Genomic DNA, 18,076 nt, shown 5'->3' on the forward strand with positions numbered 1-18,076 from the left:
GACTAAAGGGGTGAGTACTATGTATCTAAAGAAAATTGAAGGACCAAGATCTGTAACCTTGTCGGATGGATCGATTATGACACGTGCCGATTTGCCGCCCATTGGAACAAGCCGATGGGTTGCATCGCGTAAGGCTTGTGTGGTGCGGGCTGTGGCCCACGGGCTATTGGGCAAAAAAGAGGCGTTGAGCACCTATGACATCTCGGAAGAGGAGTTTGATGCCTGGTGTAATGCAATCGCGGACCATGGGATAGGTGCCCTTAAGACAACTGCGATACAAAAATATCGACAACCTTAAGTTGCTTAGTTAATATTTTCGCAACGGTAACTTGTCGTTAACCATTGCTTGCGAGTGTAGCAGGGAATGAAGCGATACCAGCGGAGATTAAAGAGTATGCGAGTGTTATTGGTTGAAGACGATCCCACCACATCCAAAAGCATCGAACTGATGCTAACCCACGCAAATCTAAATGTTTATGCGACAGATTTGGGTGAAGAAGGTATCGATCTGGCAAAATTATATGATTATGATTTGATTTTGCTGGATTTGAACCTTCCGGATATGAACGGTCATGAGGTGCTGCGCCAGCTGCGCCTTGCCAGGATTGAAACCCCCATTCTGATTCTATCAGGCGCGGATGATACTGAAAATAAGATCAAAGGATTTGGCTTCGGTGCAGATGATTATCTGACAAAGCCGTTCCACCGCGAAGAACTGGTTGCCCGTATTCATGCGATTATTCGACGTTCCAAGGGACATTCGCAGTCGGTTATTAAAACCGGTAAGATCGCGGTTAACCTTGATGCAAAAACGGTCGATGTCGAAGGGGCTTCTGTTCATCTGACCGGAAAAGAATATCAAATGCTTGAGCTTTTAAGCCTGCGCAAAGGGACGACGTTAACGAAAGAGATGTTCTTGAACCATCTTTATGGCGGCATGGATGAACCGGAACTCAAGATCATTGATGTATTCATCTGTAAGTTGCGCAAGAAACTGGCCGCTGCAACAGATGGTGACAATTACATAGAAACAGTTTGGGGCCGTGGCTATGTACTGCGCGACCCTCAACGTGATCAAATTCCTGCCGAACGCATAGCGGTCGGCGCATAATTTTATCAGCTCTTTGTAAAAAGGGCTGATTTTCTTACACGGCATATCTTCATATATTGCTTCTGGTCTGGACCTCTTTCGCACTGCCTCATATCACTAAGGCATTACGAAAGAGGCAGATCAATGACTTCCAAAGATACCGCAGACATCGACGTTGATCTTCTTGATCACAATCAGGCCCAAGTTGAACTGGCGCGGTTGGCGGATCTTCTTTCAAAAGCAAATCGCGATTATCATACAGCTGATGCACCGGATATTTCCGATGCAGATTATGATGCATTAAAACGCCGCAATATACAGATTGAAACGCGCTTTCCTGATTTGAAACGCAATGACAGCCCGTCAGAAAAAGTCGGGGCGCCGATTGCCGATGGCTTTTCAAAGGTTATTCATGAAATTCGAATGCTGTCTTTGGGCAATGCATTTAACGATAAAGATGTTACTGATTTCGACATAAGCATCAGAAAATACCTTGGGCTGACCGATGCGCCAGCTTTAACTTACACCGCTGAACCAAAGATTGATGGATTATCCCTGTCGTTGCGTTATGAAAACGGCCACCTTGTTCAAGCGGCCACGCGGGGCGATGGTGAGGTTGGTGAAAACGTCACAGAAAATGCGCGTACCATCAGTGATATACCACAAATGCTTTCAGATGCCCCCGATATTCTGGAAGTGCGCGGCGAAGTTTACATGTCTCATGAGGATTTCTCTGCTTTAAACAATCGCCAGACATCAGCAGGTCTGAAAACATTTGCCAATCCGCGAAACGCTGCTGCGGGGTCTTTGCGCCAATTGGATGCAAGTGTCACACAAAACAGGCCGCTACGGTTTTTTGCCTATGCATGGGGTGCTTTGTCGGACCCGCTGGCAGAAACGCAAATGGGGGCGATTGAACGCCTGGCGCAGTTGGGGTTTTCAGTCAATCCACTGACAGTCCTTTGTGTGGGGCCAACAGAAATGATCCGCCACTATGTACAGATCGAAGAGCAGCGCGCAACGCTTGGCTATGATATTGACGGTGTTGTGTACAAGCTTGACGATCTTGCATTGCAGCGCCGCCTTGGCTTTCGGTCCACAACGCCGCGTTGGGCGATTGCTCATAAATTCCCTGCAGAGCTGGCTTGGACGCGCCTTGAAAATATTGATATCCAAGTGGGACGTACTGGTGCCTTATCCCCTGTGGCACGCTTGACTCCTGTCACCGTCGGTGGCGTTGTTGTGTCAAACGCGACTTTGCATAACGAAGATTATATCGCAGGTCAGGATTCAGGCGGGCAACCCATTCGGGGTGGGCGCGATATTCGGGTCGGCGATTGGGTTCAGATTTATCGCGCCGGTGACGTCATTCCCAAGATCAAAGATGTTGATCTGACAAAACGTCCAGATGACACACACCCCTTTGATTTTCCAACCCAATGCCCGGAATGCGGATCGGATGCAGTTCGTGAAACGGGTGATGCTGTTCGGCGTTGTACCGGGGGGCTTATCTGTCCTGCGCAAGCCGTTGAAAAGTTAAAACATTTTGTCAGCCGCGCAGCGTTCGATATTGAAGGCATGGGTGCGAAACAGGTTGAACAGTTTCATAACGATGGCTGGGTCAGAGAACCGTCGGATATCTTCACCTTGCGTGATCGGTATGGATCCGGTTTGCAGCAGCTGCAAAATCGCGAAGGCTGGGGTGAGAAATCTGCGCAAAACCTGTTTCAAGCCATTGATGAAAAACGTAAAATCTCACTTGGCCGGGTTATTTTTGCGTTAGGTATCCGCCATGTTGGTGACAGCTCTGCCAGTCTGCTGGCCAATAACTATGGCACCTGGCAGGCTTTTGAAACGGCAATGACATCTGCAACAATTGGCAAAGGCGATGAATGGGATACACTGATCGCAATTGACGGGGTGGGCAGCGTCATGGCGGCCTCGGTCGTTACGGCATTTCATCAAGAAGCCGAGCGTGCATCAATTGACCGACTGATTGCCCATCTTGATATTCAACCTGCAATCAAACGCGTGAACACAGACAGTCCGGTAGCAGGCAAAACTATCGTTTTTACCGGGGCATTGGAAAAAATGACACGGGCCGAAGCCAAAGCACGCGCTGAAGCTTTTGGTGCAAAGGTATCAGGGTCTGTATCGGCAAAAACCGATTTGGTCATCGCGGGGCCGGGTGCGGGATCCAAGGGTAAAAAGGCCGTCGAGTTAGGCATTGAAACCATTGACGAAGATGGTTGGCTTGCTTTGATCGGCGACGCATGACCGGGCGTCCGGAAATTCTGTTTCCCCTGTTTTCCGCGCTGGATACGCTTGACGGGATAGGGCCCAAGACTGCCAAAAATCTGGAAAACGCCCATATTTTAACGCCCCGTGATTTAGCGTTTACATTGCCGCATTCTGGCATTGATCGAACCCGTCGTGCATCGGTCATGGATGTCGTACCACCAACGACAGTAACGGTTGAGGTAACAGTTGGCACGCACATTCCGGCCAAACGCAAGGGCGGCCCGCATCGCGTGAATGTTCAGGATGCCAAAACCTCGTTCCAGCTGGTGTTCTTCCATGCACGTGAACCCTATCTGCAATCAATCCTGCCAACAGGACAGCGCCGCTTGGTTTCCGGCAAGGTTGAGCTGTTCGATGGTCTGGCCCAGATTGTCCACCCGGATCATATTCTGCGATTGGACGAAGCAGGCGATATGCCTGATTTCGAACCGGTCTATCCGCTGACAGCTGGGGTGACGCAGAAAACCATGGGCAAAGCAACAGCGTCGGCATTAGAGCGCGTGCCGGATTTAGCAGAATGGATTGATCCCGCGCTGTGCAAACGGGAAGGATGGCCAGCGTTTAAAACCGCAATTCAACTGGCTCATATGCCTGAAAAAACAACAGATATTTCGCCATCAGCGCCAGCGCGACAACGTTTGGCTTATGACGAGTTATTCGCACACCAACTGACATTGGCATTGGCGCGGTCTGCTGTCCGCAAGGCCAAGGGCATGCCTGTCATCGGCACGGGTAGATTGCAGCAAAAGGTTCTGGACAGTTTGCCCTATGCCCCCACTGGCGCGCAGACGCGTGCAATCGCTGAGATCAAAGATGATATGGCACAGCCCGTTCGAATGAACAGGCTTTTGCAAGGGGATGTTGGTGCGGGCAAAACTCTGGTCGCGTTCATGGCCTTGCTGATCGCGGTCGAAGCGGGCGGGCAGGGCGTCATGATGGCCCCTACGGAAATTCTGGCACGACAACATCAGGAGGGGCTGGTAAATTTGGCCAATGCCGCAGGGGTGCGACTTGAAATTTTGACGGGTCGTGACAAGGGCAAAGATCGCCTTGCTAAATTGCAGGACTTAGCGAATGGCAATATCCAAATTTTGATCGGTACTCATGCAGTCTTTCAAAAAGACATTTTTTTTAAAGACTTGCGCCTGGCTATTATTGACGAACAGCACCGCTTTGGTGTGCGGCAAAGGTTGGAATTGGGTGCCAAAGGGGCAGCAACTGATGTTCTGGTGATGACGGCGACGCCGATACCGCGTACGCTGTCATTGGCGCAATACGGGGATATGGATATTTCAATCCTCGATGAAAAACCGCCCGGCAGAAAGCCTATCAAGACAGCGATGATCTCGGATGGACGGATGGATCAGGTGATATCCCATCTACGCGATGCAATTGCCGAAGGGCGGCAGGCTTATTGGGTTTGTCCGTTGGTTGAGGAAAGCGAAATTCTGGACATGACCGCGGCAGAGGAACGTTTCAAACGCTTGCGTGCCGTCTTGGGCGATGATGTCGTTGGGTTGGTTCATGGGCAATTGCCGTCTGCTGAAAAAGATGCAGCCATGGCCCGGTTTGTGGCCGGTGAGACTAAGATTTTGGTCGCCACGACGGTTATTGAAGTCGGGGTCAATGTTCCAAACGCGACGATTATGGTCATTGAACGCGCCGAGACGTTTGGTCTGGCACAGTTGCATCAGCTGCGCGGCCGTGTCGGTCGTGGATCTGCCGCATCAACGTGCTTGCTGATCTATCAAGTGCCTTTGTCCGAAACGGGTCGCCGTCGGTTGCAAACGCTGCGTGACACCGAAGATGGCTTTAAGATTGCGGAAGAGGATCTGGCCATGCGTGGGGCAGGTGACGTAATTGGTGCAGCACAATCCGGGTTGCCGCGATTTCGTATTGCAGACCTGGAACGCAACACTGGCCTTATGGCATTGGCGCAAACCGATGCACGTAAATTGCTTCTGGATGATCCGACCCTGGAAACCAACCGGGGGCGTGCTGCACGTGTTCTGCTTTGGTTAATGGAACAGGATAAAGCAATTCGTTTGATTTCAGTAGGTTAGAAAGTTTTGTGCTAATTTGTTCACAAATGTTCCTAAAAAGTTCTTTACATCGATTAAGAAAAATGAGAACAAAAGGTTAACACAGACATCAGATCAAAGGAGATAACCCATGTTGAACGATGTAAAAGACGCTTTCGTCCGGTCATCCGATACGCTTCTGCTAGATGCAGTTGGGGCAGGTGCTTTGATTGTGATGCTGTTCGTTGGATTACTGGTGCCCGGTCTTTTATGACCGTTTCTTCCTGCCTGCGGTCTGTATCGCAAGTCCCGCATCTTGTCCCCAACTTTGATGTGTTTGACTGAATACTGCCTTGTTTCAAGTCCCTAGGGTGATCTGTCCTTCACCCGACTGAATTTGCGATACGATAGATACGCCACCTTTCGCCGCCATCCCAGCTTGGATGTGCGGCGATTTTTTTCTGTATGTTGGAATTCTCTAATCAAGCAGGTCGTTAAGCATCGCATGGCTCCTTCAGGCGATCCAGTCCATGCCACTCACACATGCAAACATACAGCGTTTCTAGATCAGTATCGGTCAATCGCAGTTTTTCAAACGGTAGGATGATCGCACTCTCAGGCTCGCATCTGCGCCGCAAAAGGGGAAAGAGGGGTAGATTCCGGCTGAGTGCAGGATACGTTGATGAGATTAATGGTTTCACCATGTCGCGCGGCGGGAAAGAACTGGCCATCGCTAGACGCGGTGACGCCGCCACCCCAATGTATCGTCATTGGCAAGTGTGATTTTGCTGTGATCACAGTTGCGAGCGCCCGATTTATGACACCGCTTTCAATGTGGCAGCGAGACATACGTGATGGCTGAAAGAAGTCACGTGTGTTGGTCGCTTCGGCCATATTGTTTAAACCAAGGTTGCCGAAGCCAAACGAACCCTACTGATGATACCACCGACCATTTCTTTCAAAAGACCATCCAGCCGGTCTCTTTCTTTATTGCTGAGCTGACCTGCGATCCGGCTTTATATGCGGCGCTCTGCCGCGACAAGAGCGTCTGCACACAGCCGCTCCACAAACGAGACACCCGGCAGGATCGTCTGGGTGCGGTGACATTGTTCGACAAATTTCTGCGCCGACTCCTTGTTTGAATGACCAGTCTCTGCCTCGTTTTCAAGCCAGACCTTAAGATCACGCGCGCCCCGCCCCGAGAACATCCGGTAGCCATAGATCGACCGAAGCTCGATAAGATGCGCACGCCTCGTTTCTGTCCGATGGGCATAATCGATCAGATCGTCGGGATTCAGTCCAAGCTGAGCAACCAAAAACCTTGTGAGTGACTCGGGGCATCTTTTCCCCCTGTGACAACAATCGCCCAAGGCAGATGGTTCACAGTCGTTGGATATCCAGCGCGATGCACTGATCGCCGCAGGCGTTGCTGAGGATCAGATATAGTCGGACCTCGCATCTAGTTTGATGAGTTTTTCAACTTTATGACGAACTGGATGGAACCAATCCAAGATGAATACGACCAAGCAAGGCCGTACGATTGAAATCCTACACTGGGGCGTGGGCTTGGCGGCGTGTGCAGCTCTACTTTTTGTCTTGGTTGCTGCTCTAATTTTCTATGTGGATGACGATAGCGAAACCTCAGTGCTGTTTGCGTTGGCTTTTCTCGTGCCGCTGATTATTTGCTCAGGCTTATACCTAGCCGCAGTTATGCCATTTCTGGGGCCAAAAAGGGGTTACAGGCGCGGCTTTTAACTATTAAGTGCGAAGGCGAAAAAAGATAACCAGAAATGTCGGGTCTCTTTATTGTGGAAAGCTCCAAGCGTTTCGATTGGGTTCGGAAGCTGGTATTTGTTCCTTCGCCTTCTTTGTGGTGTCGGCACTCATGCACTGACTGCGCAGGGCAGATAACGCGGCCGGAATTCAGTCTTCGATTTCAATGCGGTCGTGCTCTATCCCGTCGACGTCGTAGGCGCGGTAGATCATACGGTCGTCGTCGCGCATGACGTCGATGATCTGGAACATCTGCCGCTCTTTCACGGACAGCTCGATATAGTCGTGGCTGTCGATCTCGTAGAACTTCTCTCCCGCGCTGGAGACGACATAGTAGATGCCGCCGTCATCGACCGTCGAGACCTCGCCGCCCAGCATCGGATGAGTGCGCATATAACCGTGGTCGTGGCCCTGGAAGACCATCGAGATGACGTCGTTCTGTTCCCAGGTGGGCATCCAGTTTTCGGTGATGTGGCCATAATAGCGGCCCGGGCGCGACGTGTAGGCGGCATGGTGGGTGAACACAAAGGAGAAATCGTCGGCAGCGTCTTCAAGGGCCGTTGGCAGCCAGTCGCGCTGTTCGCCGTTCCAAGCATTGCTGTCAAGCATGATGAAAGTGTTGCCACCGAATTCGAAGTGGTAGGCGAGCTCTGCGGGGATCCTTTCGGGCCCGTTTTCGGGCAGGCGGAATGTGGCGCGGTAATAGGCAGGATCGTCATCGGGCAGGTATTCGTGATTGCCCGCGATCGGTGCAAGGGGGATCGACCGGCCCGCATCGCCGAGGGCGGCGAAAAAATCGTCCCATTGATCGGCATCGTTGCCGCGGCTCACTAGGTCTCCACCGAAGATTAGAAGGTCGATATCGGGACGCATCCGCATGAGTGTGTCCATGACGCTTTCGAACCGGTCGAAGCCTTCCTGGACGTCGCCGATATAGGCAAACGACATGGGGTGTTCGCCGCTGCGCGCTGTCTCGAACGTCGCAGCGGAGGACCAGCCGGTTTGGTCAGAGCCGACGGCGTAGGTATATTCAGTGCCGCGTTCCAGATCATCGAGGAGTACGCTGTGGCGGTGGACTGCTGTCTGGTTGACAACACGCCGGCTTTCCACGACGGCGGTGTTGGCGGGGAAAATCTGCGGGTCGGGCCGGCTCGGGGCGTTATAGTCCTCTGCCAGCCAGAGGGCGACGGATTGGTCCGTGACGGAAGTACTGGTGCGCCAGTTGACGGCCATCTGTTCGCGCGGGTTTTCAGCGATCGTCAGGAAAATTTGATCGGGGCGGTTGGTCGCCGGGTGGTCTGTTTCATGGAACGCGCCGTAGATCGCAGCGGCGGAGCGCCGGTCGGATGGGGTGCGAATAAGCGTCATGCCTTCGAGTTCCGGCGAGACAGCATCCAGCGTGACGGAGCGGTCGACATAGGTCAGCGCCCCCAGTTCCAGTGTGCCGGTGTTGAGGGTGTCGGGGACGAGGTTAGTGATCTGAGCCGGTGCGATCTGGCCCTGAGGGGTAACGCCGATGAAGTAGTGTTCGCGGACCACGCGGAGGGCGTGGATGCCGAGCCCGACCTCTCCAGCCGGGTAGTCGCGGCGCCAAACGTCAAAGTTGCGCTGGTAGGCCTCGGCCGAGAAATTGGTGCGGTCGAAGCCTTGGTCTTGTAGCCAGAAGGGTTCGTTCACTTCATCGAGGCGGGTGTCGCGAAAAATGTAAACGGTGACAGGTTCCTGCGCCGTGAAGATGATATAGCCGGTGGCAAAGAGGGCGCGCTCGTCCTCGGTGAGGAGGGCTTCGAAATCGCCTGACTCGGCATCGATGATCTGCTCTGGCGCGAGGGTTTGCAGGAAGCGGTTCTTAATCGCGTCTGTTGTGTCAGCGATCGGGTCCGCGCTCGCCATAACTGCGGCAGTCCAAGCCGCAAAACTGATCGCTAAGAAGAAGGATTGGCGAACAGATTTCATTGAAAAGCTCCAGAGTTTGACGTGATCATAGCTAGGATTATTTTACGACAGATTTATGACATGGACATTAGGGCACGACGCGATCTAATCGATGATTTGCAGACGCCCATCCGACGACTGCGAGCCAACATGGCCGGCGCAAATTTTTGGAGCAGCTAAACCTCGGTAATTGGCGGTGCCTGATTGGAGCAGCTAAACCTCGGTAATTGGCGGTGCCTGATTATGGATATCGTTCCAACCAACTGCGCCCATGTGGACTCGACCAAAATGTCTCGCCCCGTCAAACGGCATTCCTTTTGGGTTTCAGAACGCTCATACGGCAGGTTCAGACTTGTACGAAATCCCATGCTGCCTGTGCAGCACAAACTGTTATAGCTGCCATTCATGCACCGCGCAGCATCGGTGAATCTGGGCTCTTCCGGCACCTGCACCGCGATCTTTACGAACGACCGGTTCAAGAAACACTACCGTTCGTTGCATGAAGCATGAACTGTTAAGACGCCGACAAAGAGTGCATTCGCTGCGACTGCGCCAATGGCCGCTTTTCGAAGCCAGATGATGAGCGTCGATCTGTTCAGAACAAGCTACTTACCGACTTTCCGGAAGATTGTGATCCAGGTTAGTCGGCGGAAGCTGGTTCTAATCATCTGGACGTGAGAAAGCAGAACTCATCGCTTTGACAAGACTTTCGGCAGTGAAAGGTTTTTTAGCGATGATCGCAGGTGGATAGCTGGCCGTTATACTTTCGGTGTCACCATAGCCAGTCGCGAGCACAAAAGGGATGTTGCGGTCCGCCAAAACCTGCGCGACAGGAAGGGACGTCTGGTCACCCAAATTTACATCAAGAAGCGCGAAGGTGATTGTGTTAGCCTTAAGAACAGCCAGCGCATCGGCGACAGAGCTGGACATGTGAACATTGTCCGCTCCGTTGTCTTTGAGAATATCGGAGGCATCCAGCGCGATCACCATATTGTCCTCAACCACCAGGACGTCGCCGCTCAGGTTTAATGATCGGCTTTCTTTGTTGTCCACGATACTCAGGCTGTCGTCTGCAACAATCTCTTGGATATCAGAAATGGCAGTAGATGGGATCATGATGTCTGCTTCAAATCCGGTCATAAGATAACGCGTTTTGACCGTACCCTTGAGTTCGTAAGGTATCGTTTTTTCAATGATTGTCGTTCCAAATCCCTGACGGGATGGCGCCTTTACCGGTGGGCCACCAATTTCGCGCCATTCGATCTGCAACGCCCCGTCATCCTGAATACGAAGATCAATTGAAATTCTTCCAGAACGGTCCGTCAGCGCGCCGTATTTAGCGGCGTTTGTCACCATTTCGTGGATCACTAATGCCATCGTTGAGAACGCATCAGGCCTGAGCATGGGCGCATCGCCTGTGATCGACACGCGATCCTTCGCATCCGTCAGAAAGGCGTTCACTTCGACCTCAATCAGCTGTCTTAATGAACTGGGTGACCACTCCTGCCGTGTGAGTTGATCATGCGCGCGCGCCAACGCCTGCACGCGTCCGTCCAGCACTTTGGTGTAAGTTGCGACGTCTTGCGCGCCAGCCCGGCTTTGAGAGACCAAGCCTTGGATCAGATTGAGAATATTGCGGACACGGTGGTTAAGCTCGGCGATCAAAAGTTCTTGCTTGTCAGCGGCTTTCTGGCGGGTTTCATTCGCGTTATCAGTCAGTTTCAGCACGATCTCGATCAGTGACACCCGCAACGACTCGCCTATTTGAACCTCACTGTCGGTCCAACGGGTCGACGTGTTCCTGACCATTTCCGACCACGCATCGAAACTTTTGCGAGGTGTCAGGCGTGTCCCGTTTGGGCCGACTTCGACCGGTTTGTTCGGGTCACCCGCCCATTTAACCGATTTGGCGACCTCGCGCCGGAAAAACACGATATAGTCCCGTGGCGTACGAGAAATCGGAACAGCAAGGACACCCGCAATATCAGCAGAGAAATCCGCAGCCTCCGGGTACAGCGCCGCAAGCCTGTGCGTCGCAAAGACCTGACCTGTCGGAGCAGTGTTCAGGAATCGTGCGAGTTTCTTGAATTCCACCTCGTCAGGTGCGTCCCCAATAGATGCATAGCGCCCATCTGAGTAAACCGCGACACCATCGTTTGCGATGAGGCCACGCAATTCGTCCGCGATCATCTCAAACCCATTGATAAGATTTGTCCCACCGGAGAGTTGGATCATCAGATTGTCATGCATCTGCCGCGTTTCGCTGCTCTGAACGCGCGATGCTATGTCGATTTTCTGAACCAGCTCATACGAGAAGAACTGCGCGAACAGCTCGATTGCAGTGCGCCGCTCAAAATCGACGTGGTGAGGCGCTTCGTGGTGGCAGGCGAACAAACCCCAAAGCTTTCCATCTTTGATGATCGAGACTGACATAGAGGCTGCCACGCCCATATTCCGTAGATATTCCAGATGGATGGGCGACACGGCGCGCATTACAGACAACGACAGGTCCATTGGGATGCCCTGCACATTCGTGGGCGGGGTAATCGGCGATACCGCCCCGTCGACATCAGCAATAAGCCGCAGCGTGCTGCGCATATACAACGCGCGTGCTTGCTTCGGGATGTCACTGGCAGGATAGCGAAGCCCAAGAAAGGGCACCATACTCGACTTACGCTTTTCCGCGATGACCTCACCGGTACCGTCTTCGTCGAATTGGTAGACCATCACACGGTCAAAACCGGACATGACCTGAACAGCCATCGCGGCCTGATCACAAGCGGCTTTGATGTCATTGGCACGTCTTACCCGCGCGATCAAAGGCTGAACCAAACTCATTTCGTCGCGACTTTCGATGTCAATCTTGGGTTCAAATTCGAAGACATACGTTTGATCCAACATATGCACCGACACGTCGAACAACTTGCCGTCGCCCAGAACGTCGTATCCAAACAGCCGGGACGAACTGGTCTCTACATTCAATAGTTGCAGTTTTGTACGTAGATCGTGAACTGTCTTCTCAGGCAGCAAGTCCATCAACCGTCCACCGACTGCGTCGTCTGGCGAGACCTGGAGGATATCCTGCACATTTTCTGAGACATGATTAACCATGAAATCAGAAGACGTTGCAATCAGACATCCATACCCCTGCACACCGCCCAGCAAATGGATTGGTTCCCGGTCACAATTGGTAAGATCAACCGCTTCGTCTGATGTGATGTAGTTTTGTTCTTCGGTCATGCGAGCGCACCCTCAACTGTAACTATCTTGGCGAACGCCGCCGCGAAAAGTTGGAATTGTATTCTTGTGTCTTCTACGATGCCATCAGCACGTGCGCTGCCAGGTGGCATAGCTGAAAGCGCACGACATGTTTCGGGCCACAGTTTCGGATCGATGGCTTGACTAAAATATGTGTTTGCGCGTTGGACGCAGGGATCCGTCGATGCGCCCCATCGTTTGCGCAGGATTTTTGAACCAAGCCGGGATCCCGCCACCATATAATCGATGGATAAGGGGTCGAGCGCAGATGGCGCCGGTAGGTCAACCGCATGTCGGTTCCCAGATACAATCTCAAGATCTGCGGTAAGCCCGTCGATCATGTCAGACAGTACCGACGTAGAAAGCCCCTGATCCAACGATCGTGACCGCATCACAACAAAGCAGCAATGGTGTATTTGCAAAAACACTCTGAAATCATCCAATTGCGCAATGTCGAGCGTCGTGATCATTCGATCCAGAAGATCATGATCCGTGCGTGTTTGCTCCCGAATCACGTGTCGAAAATCCATTTCCATCATGGTCCCATGCCCCAAAAGCGAAGACCGATTTGGGTAATTGTTATTATTTGGTGTGGATGTCTCACAGCGCAGCATCTTTGTCATTAATCTATGACATACATATCCCATACATTTATTCATTAACAGTCTTTGAGCCATCCGCAGGCGTTACATCCGTACCGAGAGGATGGATTTCCGCTGATTAATGTTGGCTGAAGTTGCTCTGTGCTAAAAGTATCACCTGAGCAATCTGCAAAGCTGACGTCGGTGCAGTTTGCAGCATCATTCAAAAAAGGCTCGTTCCGGATCGTCCCTGCAGTTTGTTCGAATGTCTGTTCCTAAATACGAAATGCATTATAACGATATCTCTTGATTATCGTTACTCAGTAAAACGAGGTTAGCTACAGGGCAGGGCGGTCACGGTAGTAGCTCGTACTGATAACCAAACACCGTTACACACTTGCTCGCTCAGCAAGGACTGAGATTAGAATTAATCACTAGGCTCGTGGGCTACGTTGCTGTGAACCCACGATTTAGTGCGACACTCGCCCGCTCGACAAGCTCAACCGGCAGAGTCGTGATCATATTGCTTGCGTCATTGTCACCTGCAATCAACTCAAGCAATATCCGCGTTGCGCGCTCGCCGATTTCTGCGCGTGGTTGATGGATTGTCGTAAGTGCGGGCTGAGCCGTTCTGGAGAAAGCAATGTCATCAAATCCGACGACTGATACATCTTGGGGGACATGAATGCCGTGTTCTGCCAGACGTGACATCAGCCCAATGGCCATTTCATCGTTTGCACAGAGTACCGCGTCTGGCATCGATCCCGCTGCGATCAAGACCGAGGCTGCCGCAATGCCGCTTTCGATCGTGAAATCGCCATCGAGAAACATGTCTGGCGAAACCTGAAGGCCAGCCGCTTTCATGGTACGCGCGAAGCCTTTGGCACGTTGACACGTCAGAATGTTGCTTACTGGGCCCCGCAGGTGGACGATACGACGATGTCCGTGATCGAGCAGATATTGCGTGACCAAGGCTGCTGCGCGGTCATTGTCTATTCCCACATGCGGCACGATCTGGTCGGCGAGGGCTTCCGAAACCGAGACAATGGGAAGGCGACGCCCCGGTGTTTCACCGATCTTGGTCGCCACAGAAGCCGGCAAGTGACCGTTCAGCAGAAGCGCGCCGTCGGCTTGGCTATTGAGGAGGTTGTTGAGGTATTTCTCCTCGCGCATATGGTCGTGGGCAGTGTGACCGATCAGGATTGTCTGACCCGCTGAAGAAGCAACGCGTTCGATCCCCGCGAGGATTTCCGAGAAGAAGGTGTTGCCGATATCCGGAACTAGGACAACGATCGCATTTGACCGCTGTTGGCGAAGATTTCGCGCTGCAAGATTGAGCGTGTAGTTCGTTTGGCTGATCGCGCTGTAGACGGCTTTGCGTGTAGAATCAGTGACAAGGTCTGGTGTGTGAATGACCCTGCTGACAGTGGCAGTCGATACCCCGGCAAGTTTGGCAACATCTCCGATCGTGGCGCGCTTGTTCATTCAATTCCCTTTTGTGCCAACGGCTTAGTTCGTTCTATTTCACCGAGCAATTATTCTTCTTTACAGTTAGAAATGTAAAGCATTACATTCCTATGTAAAGGATTACATTGCTTCTTTGGGGAGGAAACATGGCGCCGAAAACGACGCATCCCACCGTCTTGCTAAGCGGAACGGGCCTGCGCAAATCCTACGGGCCAGTAGAGGTTTTGCACGGTGTCGATTTTGAGGTCCGTGCTGGGGAAGTGCATGCGCTGTTGGGGGAAAACGGCGCAGGCAAGTCGACATTGGTCAAGATCCTTTCCGGCCTCGTGCAACCTAGTGAAGGAATGGTTGCCTTGGACGATAAGTCCGTTGCCTTTGCCACCGTCGCAGATGCGGAGAATGCGGGGATCGTGCTGATCCATCAGGAGTTTAATCTCGCCGAGCTTCGCACCGTTGAGGAAAACATCTTTCTTGGGCGAGAGCGGCGCAAGGGTCTGTTTCTTGACAAGGCAGCGATGCGTATCGAGGCGCGTATGCTGCTTGATCAGTTAAATTGCGCGGCCCCCGTGACGGCACAGGTCGCCAGCCTGCCGGTCGCCGACAAACAGATGGTCGAAATTGCGAAGGCGATGTCGCGCAAAGCGCGGGTCCTGTTCCTTGATGAACCGACAGCGGTGCTAACAAAGGCCGAAACCGCTTCGCTTTTCGCGCTGGTTGCGCGTCTTAAGGCGGAAGGCGTCGGTATCGTCTTCATCTCTCACAAGCTTGATGAAGTCGAAGCCATCGCAGACCGGATCACCGTGCTGCGCGATGGCAACCATGTGACGACGGTATCCGCCGAAGGTATCAGCCCCGACGATATGGCGCGGATGATGGTGGGTCGCGAATTATCGGATTTCTACCCCAATATATCGGCGCCGTCGGCAGAAACCCTGCTGGAGGTCAAAGAAGTCTCTGCACCGGGCGTACGTCGCGCAAGTTTCGACCTCAGGCGCGGCGAAGTTCTAGGTTTTGCTGGGCTTCAGGGCGCAGGGCGGACGGCGCTCATGGAAGCTATCATTGGTCTTCATGCCATAGAAAGCGGGACATTGCGGCTGAACGGCGATGCTTGCACGTTTGATAGCGTCGCAAAGTCAAAAGCCAGCCGTATCGCCTATCTGACCAAAGACCGCAAGGGCAAGGGGCTTTTGCTGGGCAACGATCTTGTCTGGAACTTTTCTTTGTTCGCGCTCGACAAGTTCGCGACACCGTTCCTAGACCGGAAGGCAGAGCGCGCGGCATATGACGCAGCAACGCAGGCGGTCGATCTGCGGGCGGGATCGCCGAAAATGACGGCGGGCAGCCTGTCCGGTGGAAACCAGCAGAAGTTACTACTGGCCAAAATCCTCGAAGCAAATCCGCAGGTCATCATCATCGACGAACCGACACGCGGCATCGATGTGGGTGCAAAGGCGCAGATCTACGGTTTCATCGCTGATCTGGCAGCCGAAGGGCGGGGCGTAATCGTCCTGTCGTCCGAACTACCCGAGATCATCGGGCTGAGCCACCGTGTCGTCGTCATGCACAACGGCATGGTCACTGGCAGTTTGTCCGGTGAAGACATCAACGAAGAAACAATCATGCGCTACGCCTCGGGCCTTGTGTCCGAACGCGCAGCGTGAAGGAACGCCTATGACAGATACAACCGCACGACAGACCAAGCCGGGCTTGCTGGCAGGACTTGATTGGAAATTGCTAGGCCCTCTGACGGCGCTGGTTGTCCTGTTGATCATCGGTAGCCTGTTGAACGAAAACTTCCTGTCGTCGGGCAACCTGCTGAACATTCTGACACGATCCGCCTTCATTGGGATCATCGCCATCGGCGCGACCTTCGTGATCTCATCCGGCGGCATCGACCTGAGCGTCGGGTCCATGGCGGCTTTCACGGCGGGTGTCATGATCATGCTGATGAACTGGATGCTCGGCATGACCGACATGATCTGGCTGATCGTTGCTGTCGGCATCATGGCAGGGGCGCTAATCGGCAGTGCGGCGGGCTGGCTCAACGGGATCCTGATCACCCGCGGCGGGATCGAGGCCTTTATCGTGACGCTTGGCACTATGGGCATCTACCGCAGCCTTGTGACTTACCTCGCCGATGGTGGCACGCTCAGCCTCGACCGCGAGGTGCGGGCGCTCTACCGGCCCGTCTACTACGGTGACATTTTTGGCCTACCGATCCCAGTCCTGTTTTTTGCGCTGGCGGCGATCCTTGGCTGGATAGTGCTGAACAACACCGCTTTCGGACGCCACGTACAGTCGGTCGGCGCGAACGAGGATGTCGCCCGCTATTCGGCCATCAATACCGACCGTATCAAGGTCTATGCCTTCATGATCCAAGGGGCGTGCGTTGCCCTTGCCACAATCGTCTATGTTCCGCGTCTGGGGTCAGCGTCTGCCACCACTGGGGTTCTGTGGGAGCTTGAGGCGATTGCGGCCGTGATCATCGGCGGCACGCTTTTGAAGGGCGGATATGGCCGCATCGGTGGCACCATCGCAGGTGCGCTGATCCTTACCCTGATCGGTAACATCCTCAACCTCACCGATCTGATCTCAAACTACCTCAACGGCGCTGTCCAAGGCGTCATCATCATCGCAGCCGTGTTTTTGCAACGCGGGCTGCGCCGCAAATCCTGACTTCAAGCAAATAAAACGGGAGGAAACCTAATGACACGCTTGTTTACTACAGTGGCCGCCATTGCGATCACATCAACCGCCGCAATGGCAGAGGATATCACCATCGGCGTATCGATCCCCGCCGCAACCCACGGCTGGGCCGGCGGCCTGAATTGGCACGCGACAGAGGCCGAACGCCGGCTCGAAGCCGCGCATGAAGGCCTCGATATCGTCATCACGACCGCCAGTTCAGCCACTGAGCAGGCCAACGCGCTCGAAGATCTTGTCGCGGTTCAGAATATCGACGCGCTGGTGATCCTGCCATTCGAATCCGACCCGCTGACCGACCCGGTCGCACAGGTCGCGGAAAGTGGTGCCTTTATCACTGTGGTCGACCGCGGTCTGGCGGACCCATCGATCCAAAACATCTATGTCGCGGGCGATAATGTGGGTTTTGGCCGGTCGGCCGGCGAATACATGATCGACGCGCTTGACGGTGCGGGCAAGGTCGTGGCCATGCGCGGTATCCCGACGGTCATCGATGATCAGCGCATGCAGGGCTTTGAAGAGGCGATCGCCGGCTCGGGCATCGAACTGATGGCTGCCGAACATGCCAACTGGTCGCGCGACGACGCGTTCGAAGTCATGCAGGACTATCTTGTTCGCTTTCCAGAGATCGATGCGGTCTGGGCAGCTGACGACGACATGGCCCTTGGTGCGCTGGAAGCGATCCGTGAAGCCGGGCGCGAAGATGAAATGTTCCTTGTCGGTGGCGGTGGCGCCTCTGCGGTGATCAAAGGTGTGGCCGAAGGCGATACGGCAATCCCGGCAACGGTGCTTTACCCGCCGTCGATGATCGCCACGGCGATTGATCTGACGGTTGCACGTTTCATGTCTAACGGGCCGGTGGAAGGGACCTTCAATCTGGCCTCGCCGCTGATCACGGCGGACAATGCTGCCGCGTTCTACTTCCCGAATTCGCCTTACTGATGTAA

13 protein-coding genes and 2 pseudogenes are annotated in these 18,076 nt (G+C 53.5%); 9 read left to right on the top strand and 6 right to left on the bottom strand.

The features are described 5' to 3' along the window. Window positions 1-19 precede the first annotated feature (19 nt). The 5 genes from sciP to HRQ87_RS20485 all read left to right on the top strand — a co-directional run bounded on the left by sciP (window position 20) and on the right by HRQ87_RS20485 (window position 5,686). Window positions 20-298, top strand: coding sequence for a CtrA inhibitor SciP (gene sciP, locus HRQ87_RS11275; protein ID WP_174138367.1), 279 nt, complete (start codon window positions 20-22; stop codon window positions 296-298). Window positions 299-394: 96 nt separating this feature from the next. Next, window positions 395-1,111, top strand: a complete 717-nt coding sequence (ctrA, locus tag HRQ87_RS11280) for a response regulator transcription factor CtrA (protein WP_174138369.1) — start codon at window positions 395-397, stop codon at window positions 1,109-1,111. A 123-nt stretch (window positions 1,112-1,234) separates the two neighbouring features. Further along, window positions 1,235-3,367 (top strand): NAD-dependent DNA ligase LigA, encoded by a 2,133-nt coding sequence (ligA, locus tag HRQ87_RS11285; RefSeq protein ID WP_174138370.1) that lies wholly within the window; start codon window positions 1,235-1,237, stop codon window positions 3,365-3,367. Next, window positions 3,364-5,454, top strand: a complete 2,091-nt coding sequence (recG, locus tag HRQ87_RS11290; protein WP_174138371.1) for an ATP-dependent DNA helicase RecG — start codon at window positions 3,364-3,366, stop codon at window positions 5,452-5,454. Before ligA ends, recG begins: the two co-directional genes overlap by 4 nt. A gap of 109 nt (window positions 5,455-5,563) precedes the next feature. Continuing rightward, a complete protein-coding gene (locus HRQ87_RS20485) occupies window positions 5,564-5,686 on the top strand; it encodes a hypothetical protein (RefSeq protein ID WP_281356637.1) in 123 nt (40 codons plus the stop codon). A gap of 404 nt (window positions 5,687-6,090) precedes the next feature. On the opposite strand, the pseudogene HRQ87_RS20640 reads toward HRQ87_RS20485, so the two are convergent. Further along, window positions 6,091-6,324, bottom strand: a pseudogene (locus tag HRQ87_RS20640) (Tn3 family transposase); the annotation flags it as partial. After that, a pseudogene (locus HRQ87_RS11300) lies at window positions 6,323-6,780 on the bottom strand (DUF4158 domain-containing protein); the annotation flags it as partial. The pseudogenes HRQ87_RS11300 and HRQ87_RS20640, both read right to left, overlap by 2 nt. A gap of 144 nt (window positions 6,781-6,924) precedes the next feature. Here HRQ87_RS11300 and HRQ87_RS11305 point away from each other — a divergent pair. Beyond that, complete coding sequence (locus tag HRQ87_RS11305) at window positions 6,925-7,167, top strand: hypothetical protein (RefSeq protein ID WP_174138374.1); 243 nt, start codon at window positions 6,925-6,927, stop codon at window positions 7,165-7,167. 168 nt (window positions 7,168-7,335) lie between these two features. Here the strand turns inward: HRQ87_RS11305 and HRQ87_RS11310 are convergent, their stop codons facing one another. From HRQ87_RS11310 to HRQ87_RS11325, 4 genes are all read right to left on the bottom strand, one after another. Further along, window positions 7,336-9,141 carry a purple acid phosphatase family protein gene (locus HRQ87_RS11310; RefSeq protein WP_174138375.1) on the bottom strand — a complete coding sequence of 602 codons (1,806 nt, stop codon included), beginning with the start codon at window positions 9,139-9,141 and terminating at the stop codon, window positions 7,336-7,338. A 639-nt stretch (window positions 9,142-9,780) separates the two neighbouring features. Beyond that, the gene (locus tag HRQ87_RS11315) at window positions 9,781-12,360 is read right to left on the bottom strand and encodes an HWE histidine kinase domain-containing protein (RefSeq protein ID WP_174138377.1); all 2,580 of its coding nucleotides are present in this window, start codon (window positions 12,358-12,360) and stop codon (window positions 9,781-9,783) included. After that, window positions 12,357-12,917, bottom strand: coding sequence for a heme oxygenase-like domain-containing protein (locus tag HRQ87_RS11320; RefSeq protein ID WP_174138379.1), 561 nt, complete (start codon window positions 12,915-12,917; stop codon window positions 12,357-12,359). The genes HRQ87_RS11315 and HRQ87_RS11320 overlap by 4 nt, the downstream gene beginning before the upstream one ends. A gap of 489 nt (window positions 12,918-13,406) precedes the next feature. After that, window positions 13,407-14,444 (bottom strand): LacI family DNA-binding transcriptional regulator, encoded by a 1,038-nt coding sequence (locus tag HRQ87_RS11325; protein WP_174138381.1) that lies wholly within the window; start codon window positions 14,442-14,444, stop codon window positions 13,407-13,409. Window positions 14,445-14,572: 128 nt separating this feature from the next. Between HRQ87_RS11325 and HRQ87_RS11330 the strand changes: the two genes are divergently transcribed. The 3 genes from HRQ87_RS11330 to HRQ87_RS11340 are packed head-to-tail and all read left to right on the top strand — an operon-like array spanning window position 14,573 to window position 18,071. Then, on the top strand, window positions 14,573-16,087 hold the full coding sequence (locus tag HRQ87_RS11330) for a sugar ABC transporter ATP-binding protein (RefSeq protein WP_174138383.1): 1,515 nt from the start codon (window positions 14,573-14,575) through the stop codon (window positions 16,085-16,087). A gap of 10 nt (window positions 16,088-16,097) precedes the next feature. Next, a complete protein-coding gene (locus tag HRQ87_RS11335; RefSeq protein ID WP_174138385.1) occupies window positions 16,098-17,102 on the top strand; it encodes an ABC transporter permease in 1,005 nt (334 codons plus the stop codon). Between the two features lie 30 nt (window positions 17,103-17,132). After that, window positions 17,133-18,071 (top strand): substrate-binding domain-containing protein, encoded by a 939-nt coding sequence (locus HRQ87_RS11340; RefSeq protein ID WP_174138387.1) that lies wholly within the window; start codon window positions 17,133-17,135, stop codon window positions 18,069-18,071. Window positions 18,072-18,076: the final 5 nt, after the last annotated feature.

The sequence above is a fragment of the Parasulfitobacter algicola genome (genome assembly GCF_013315265.1).
In the GTDB taxonomy this organism is placed as follows: domain Bacteria; phylum Pseudomonadota; class Alphaproteobacteria; order Rhodobacterales; family Rhodobacteraceae; genus Parasulfitobacter; species Parasulfitobacter algicola.

Coding starts and splice junctions, on each gene's coding strand:
- sciP (WP_174138367.1), top strand. CDS start 20: ATGTATCTAAAGAAAATTGAAGGACCAAGATCTGTAACCTTGTCGGAT.
- HRQ87_RS11310 (WP_174138375.1), bottom strand. CDS start 9,141: ATGAAATCTGTTCGCCAATCCTTCTTCTTAGCGATCAGTTTTGCGGCT.
- ctrA (WP_174138369.1), top strand. CDS start 395: ATGCGAGTGTTATTGGTTGAAGACGATCCCACCACATCCAAAAGCATC.
- HRQ87_RS11305 (WP_174138374.1), top strand. CDS start 6,925: ATGAATACGACCAAGCAAGGCCGTACGATTGAAATCCTACACTGGGGC.
- HRQ87_RS11340 (WP_174138387.1), top strand. CDS start 17,133: ATGACACGCTTGTTTACTACAGTGGCCGCCATTGCGATCACATCAACC.
- HRQ87_RS11335 (WP_174138385.1), top strand. CDS start 16,098: ATGACAGATACAACCGCACGACAGACCAAGCCGGGCTTGCTGGCAGGA.
- HRQ87_RS20485 (WP_281356637.1), top strand. CDS start 5,564: ATGTTGAACGATGTAAAAGACGCTTTCGTCCGGTCATCCGATACGCTT.
- HRQ87_RS11315 (WP_174138377.1), bottom strand. CDS start 12,360: ATGACCGAAGAACAAAACTACATCACATCAGACGAAGCGGTTGATCTT.
- recG (WP_174138371.1), top strand. CDS start 3,364: ATGACCGGGCGTCCGGAAATTCTGTTTCCCCTGTTTTCCGCGCTGGAT.
- HRQ87_RS11320 (WP_174138379.1), bottom strand. CDS start 12,917: ATGATGGAAATGGATTTTCGACACGTGATTCGGGAGCAAACACGCACG.
- HRQ87_RS11330 (WP_174138383.1), top strand. CDS start 14,573: ATGGCGCCGAAAACGACGCATCCCACCGTCTTGCTAAGCGGAACGGGC.
- ligA (WP_174138370.1), top strand. CDS start 1,235: ATGACTTCCAAAGATACCGCAGACATCGACGTTGATCTTCTTGATCAC.
- HRQ87_RS11325 (WP_174138381.1), bottom strand. CDS start 14,444: ATGAACAAGCGCGCCACGATCGGAGATGTTGCCAAACTTGCCGGGGTA.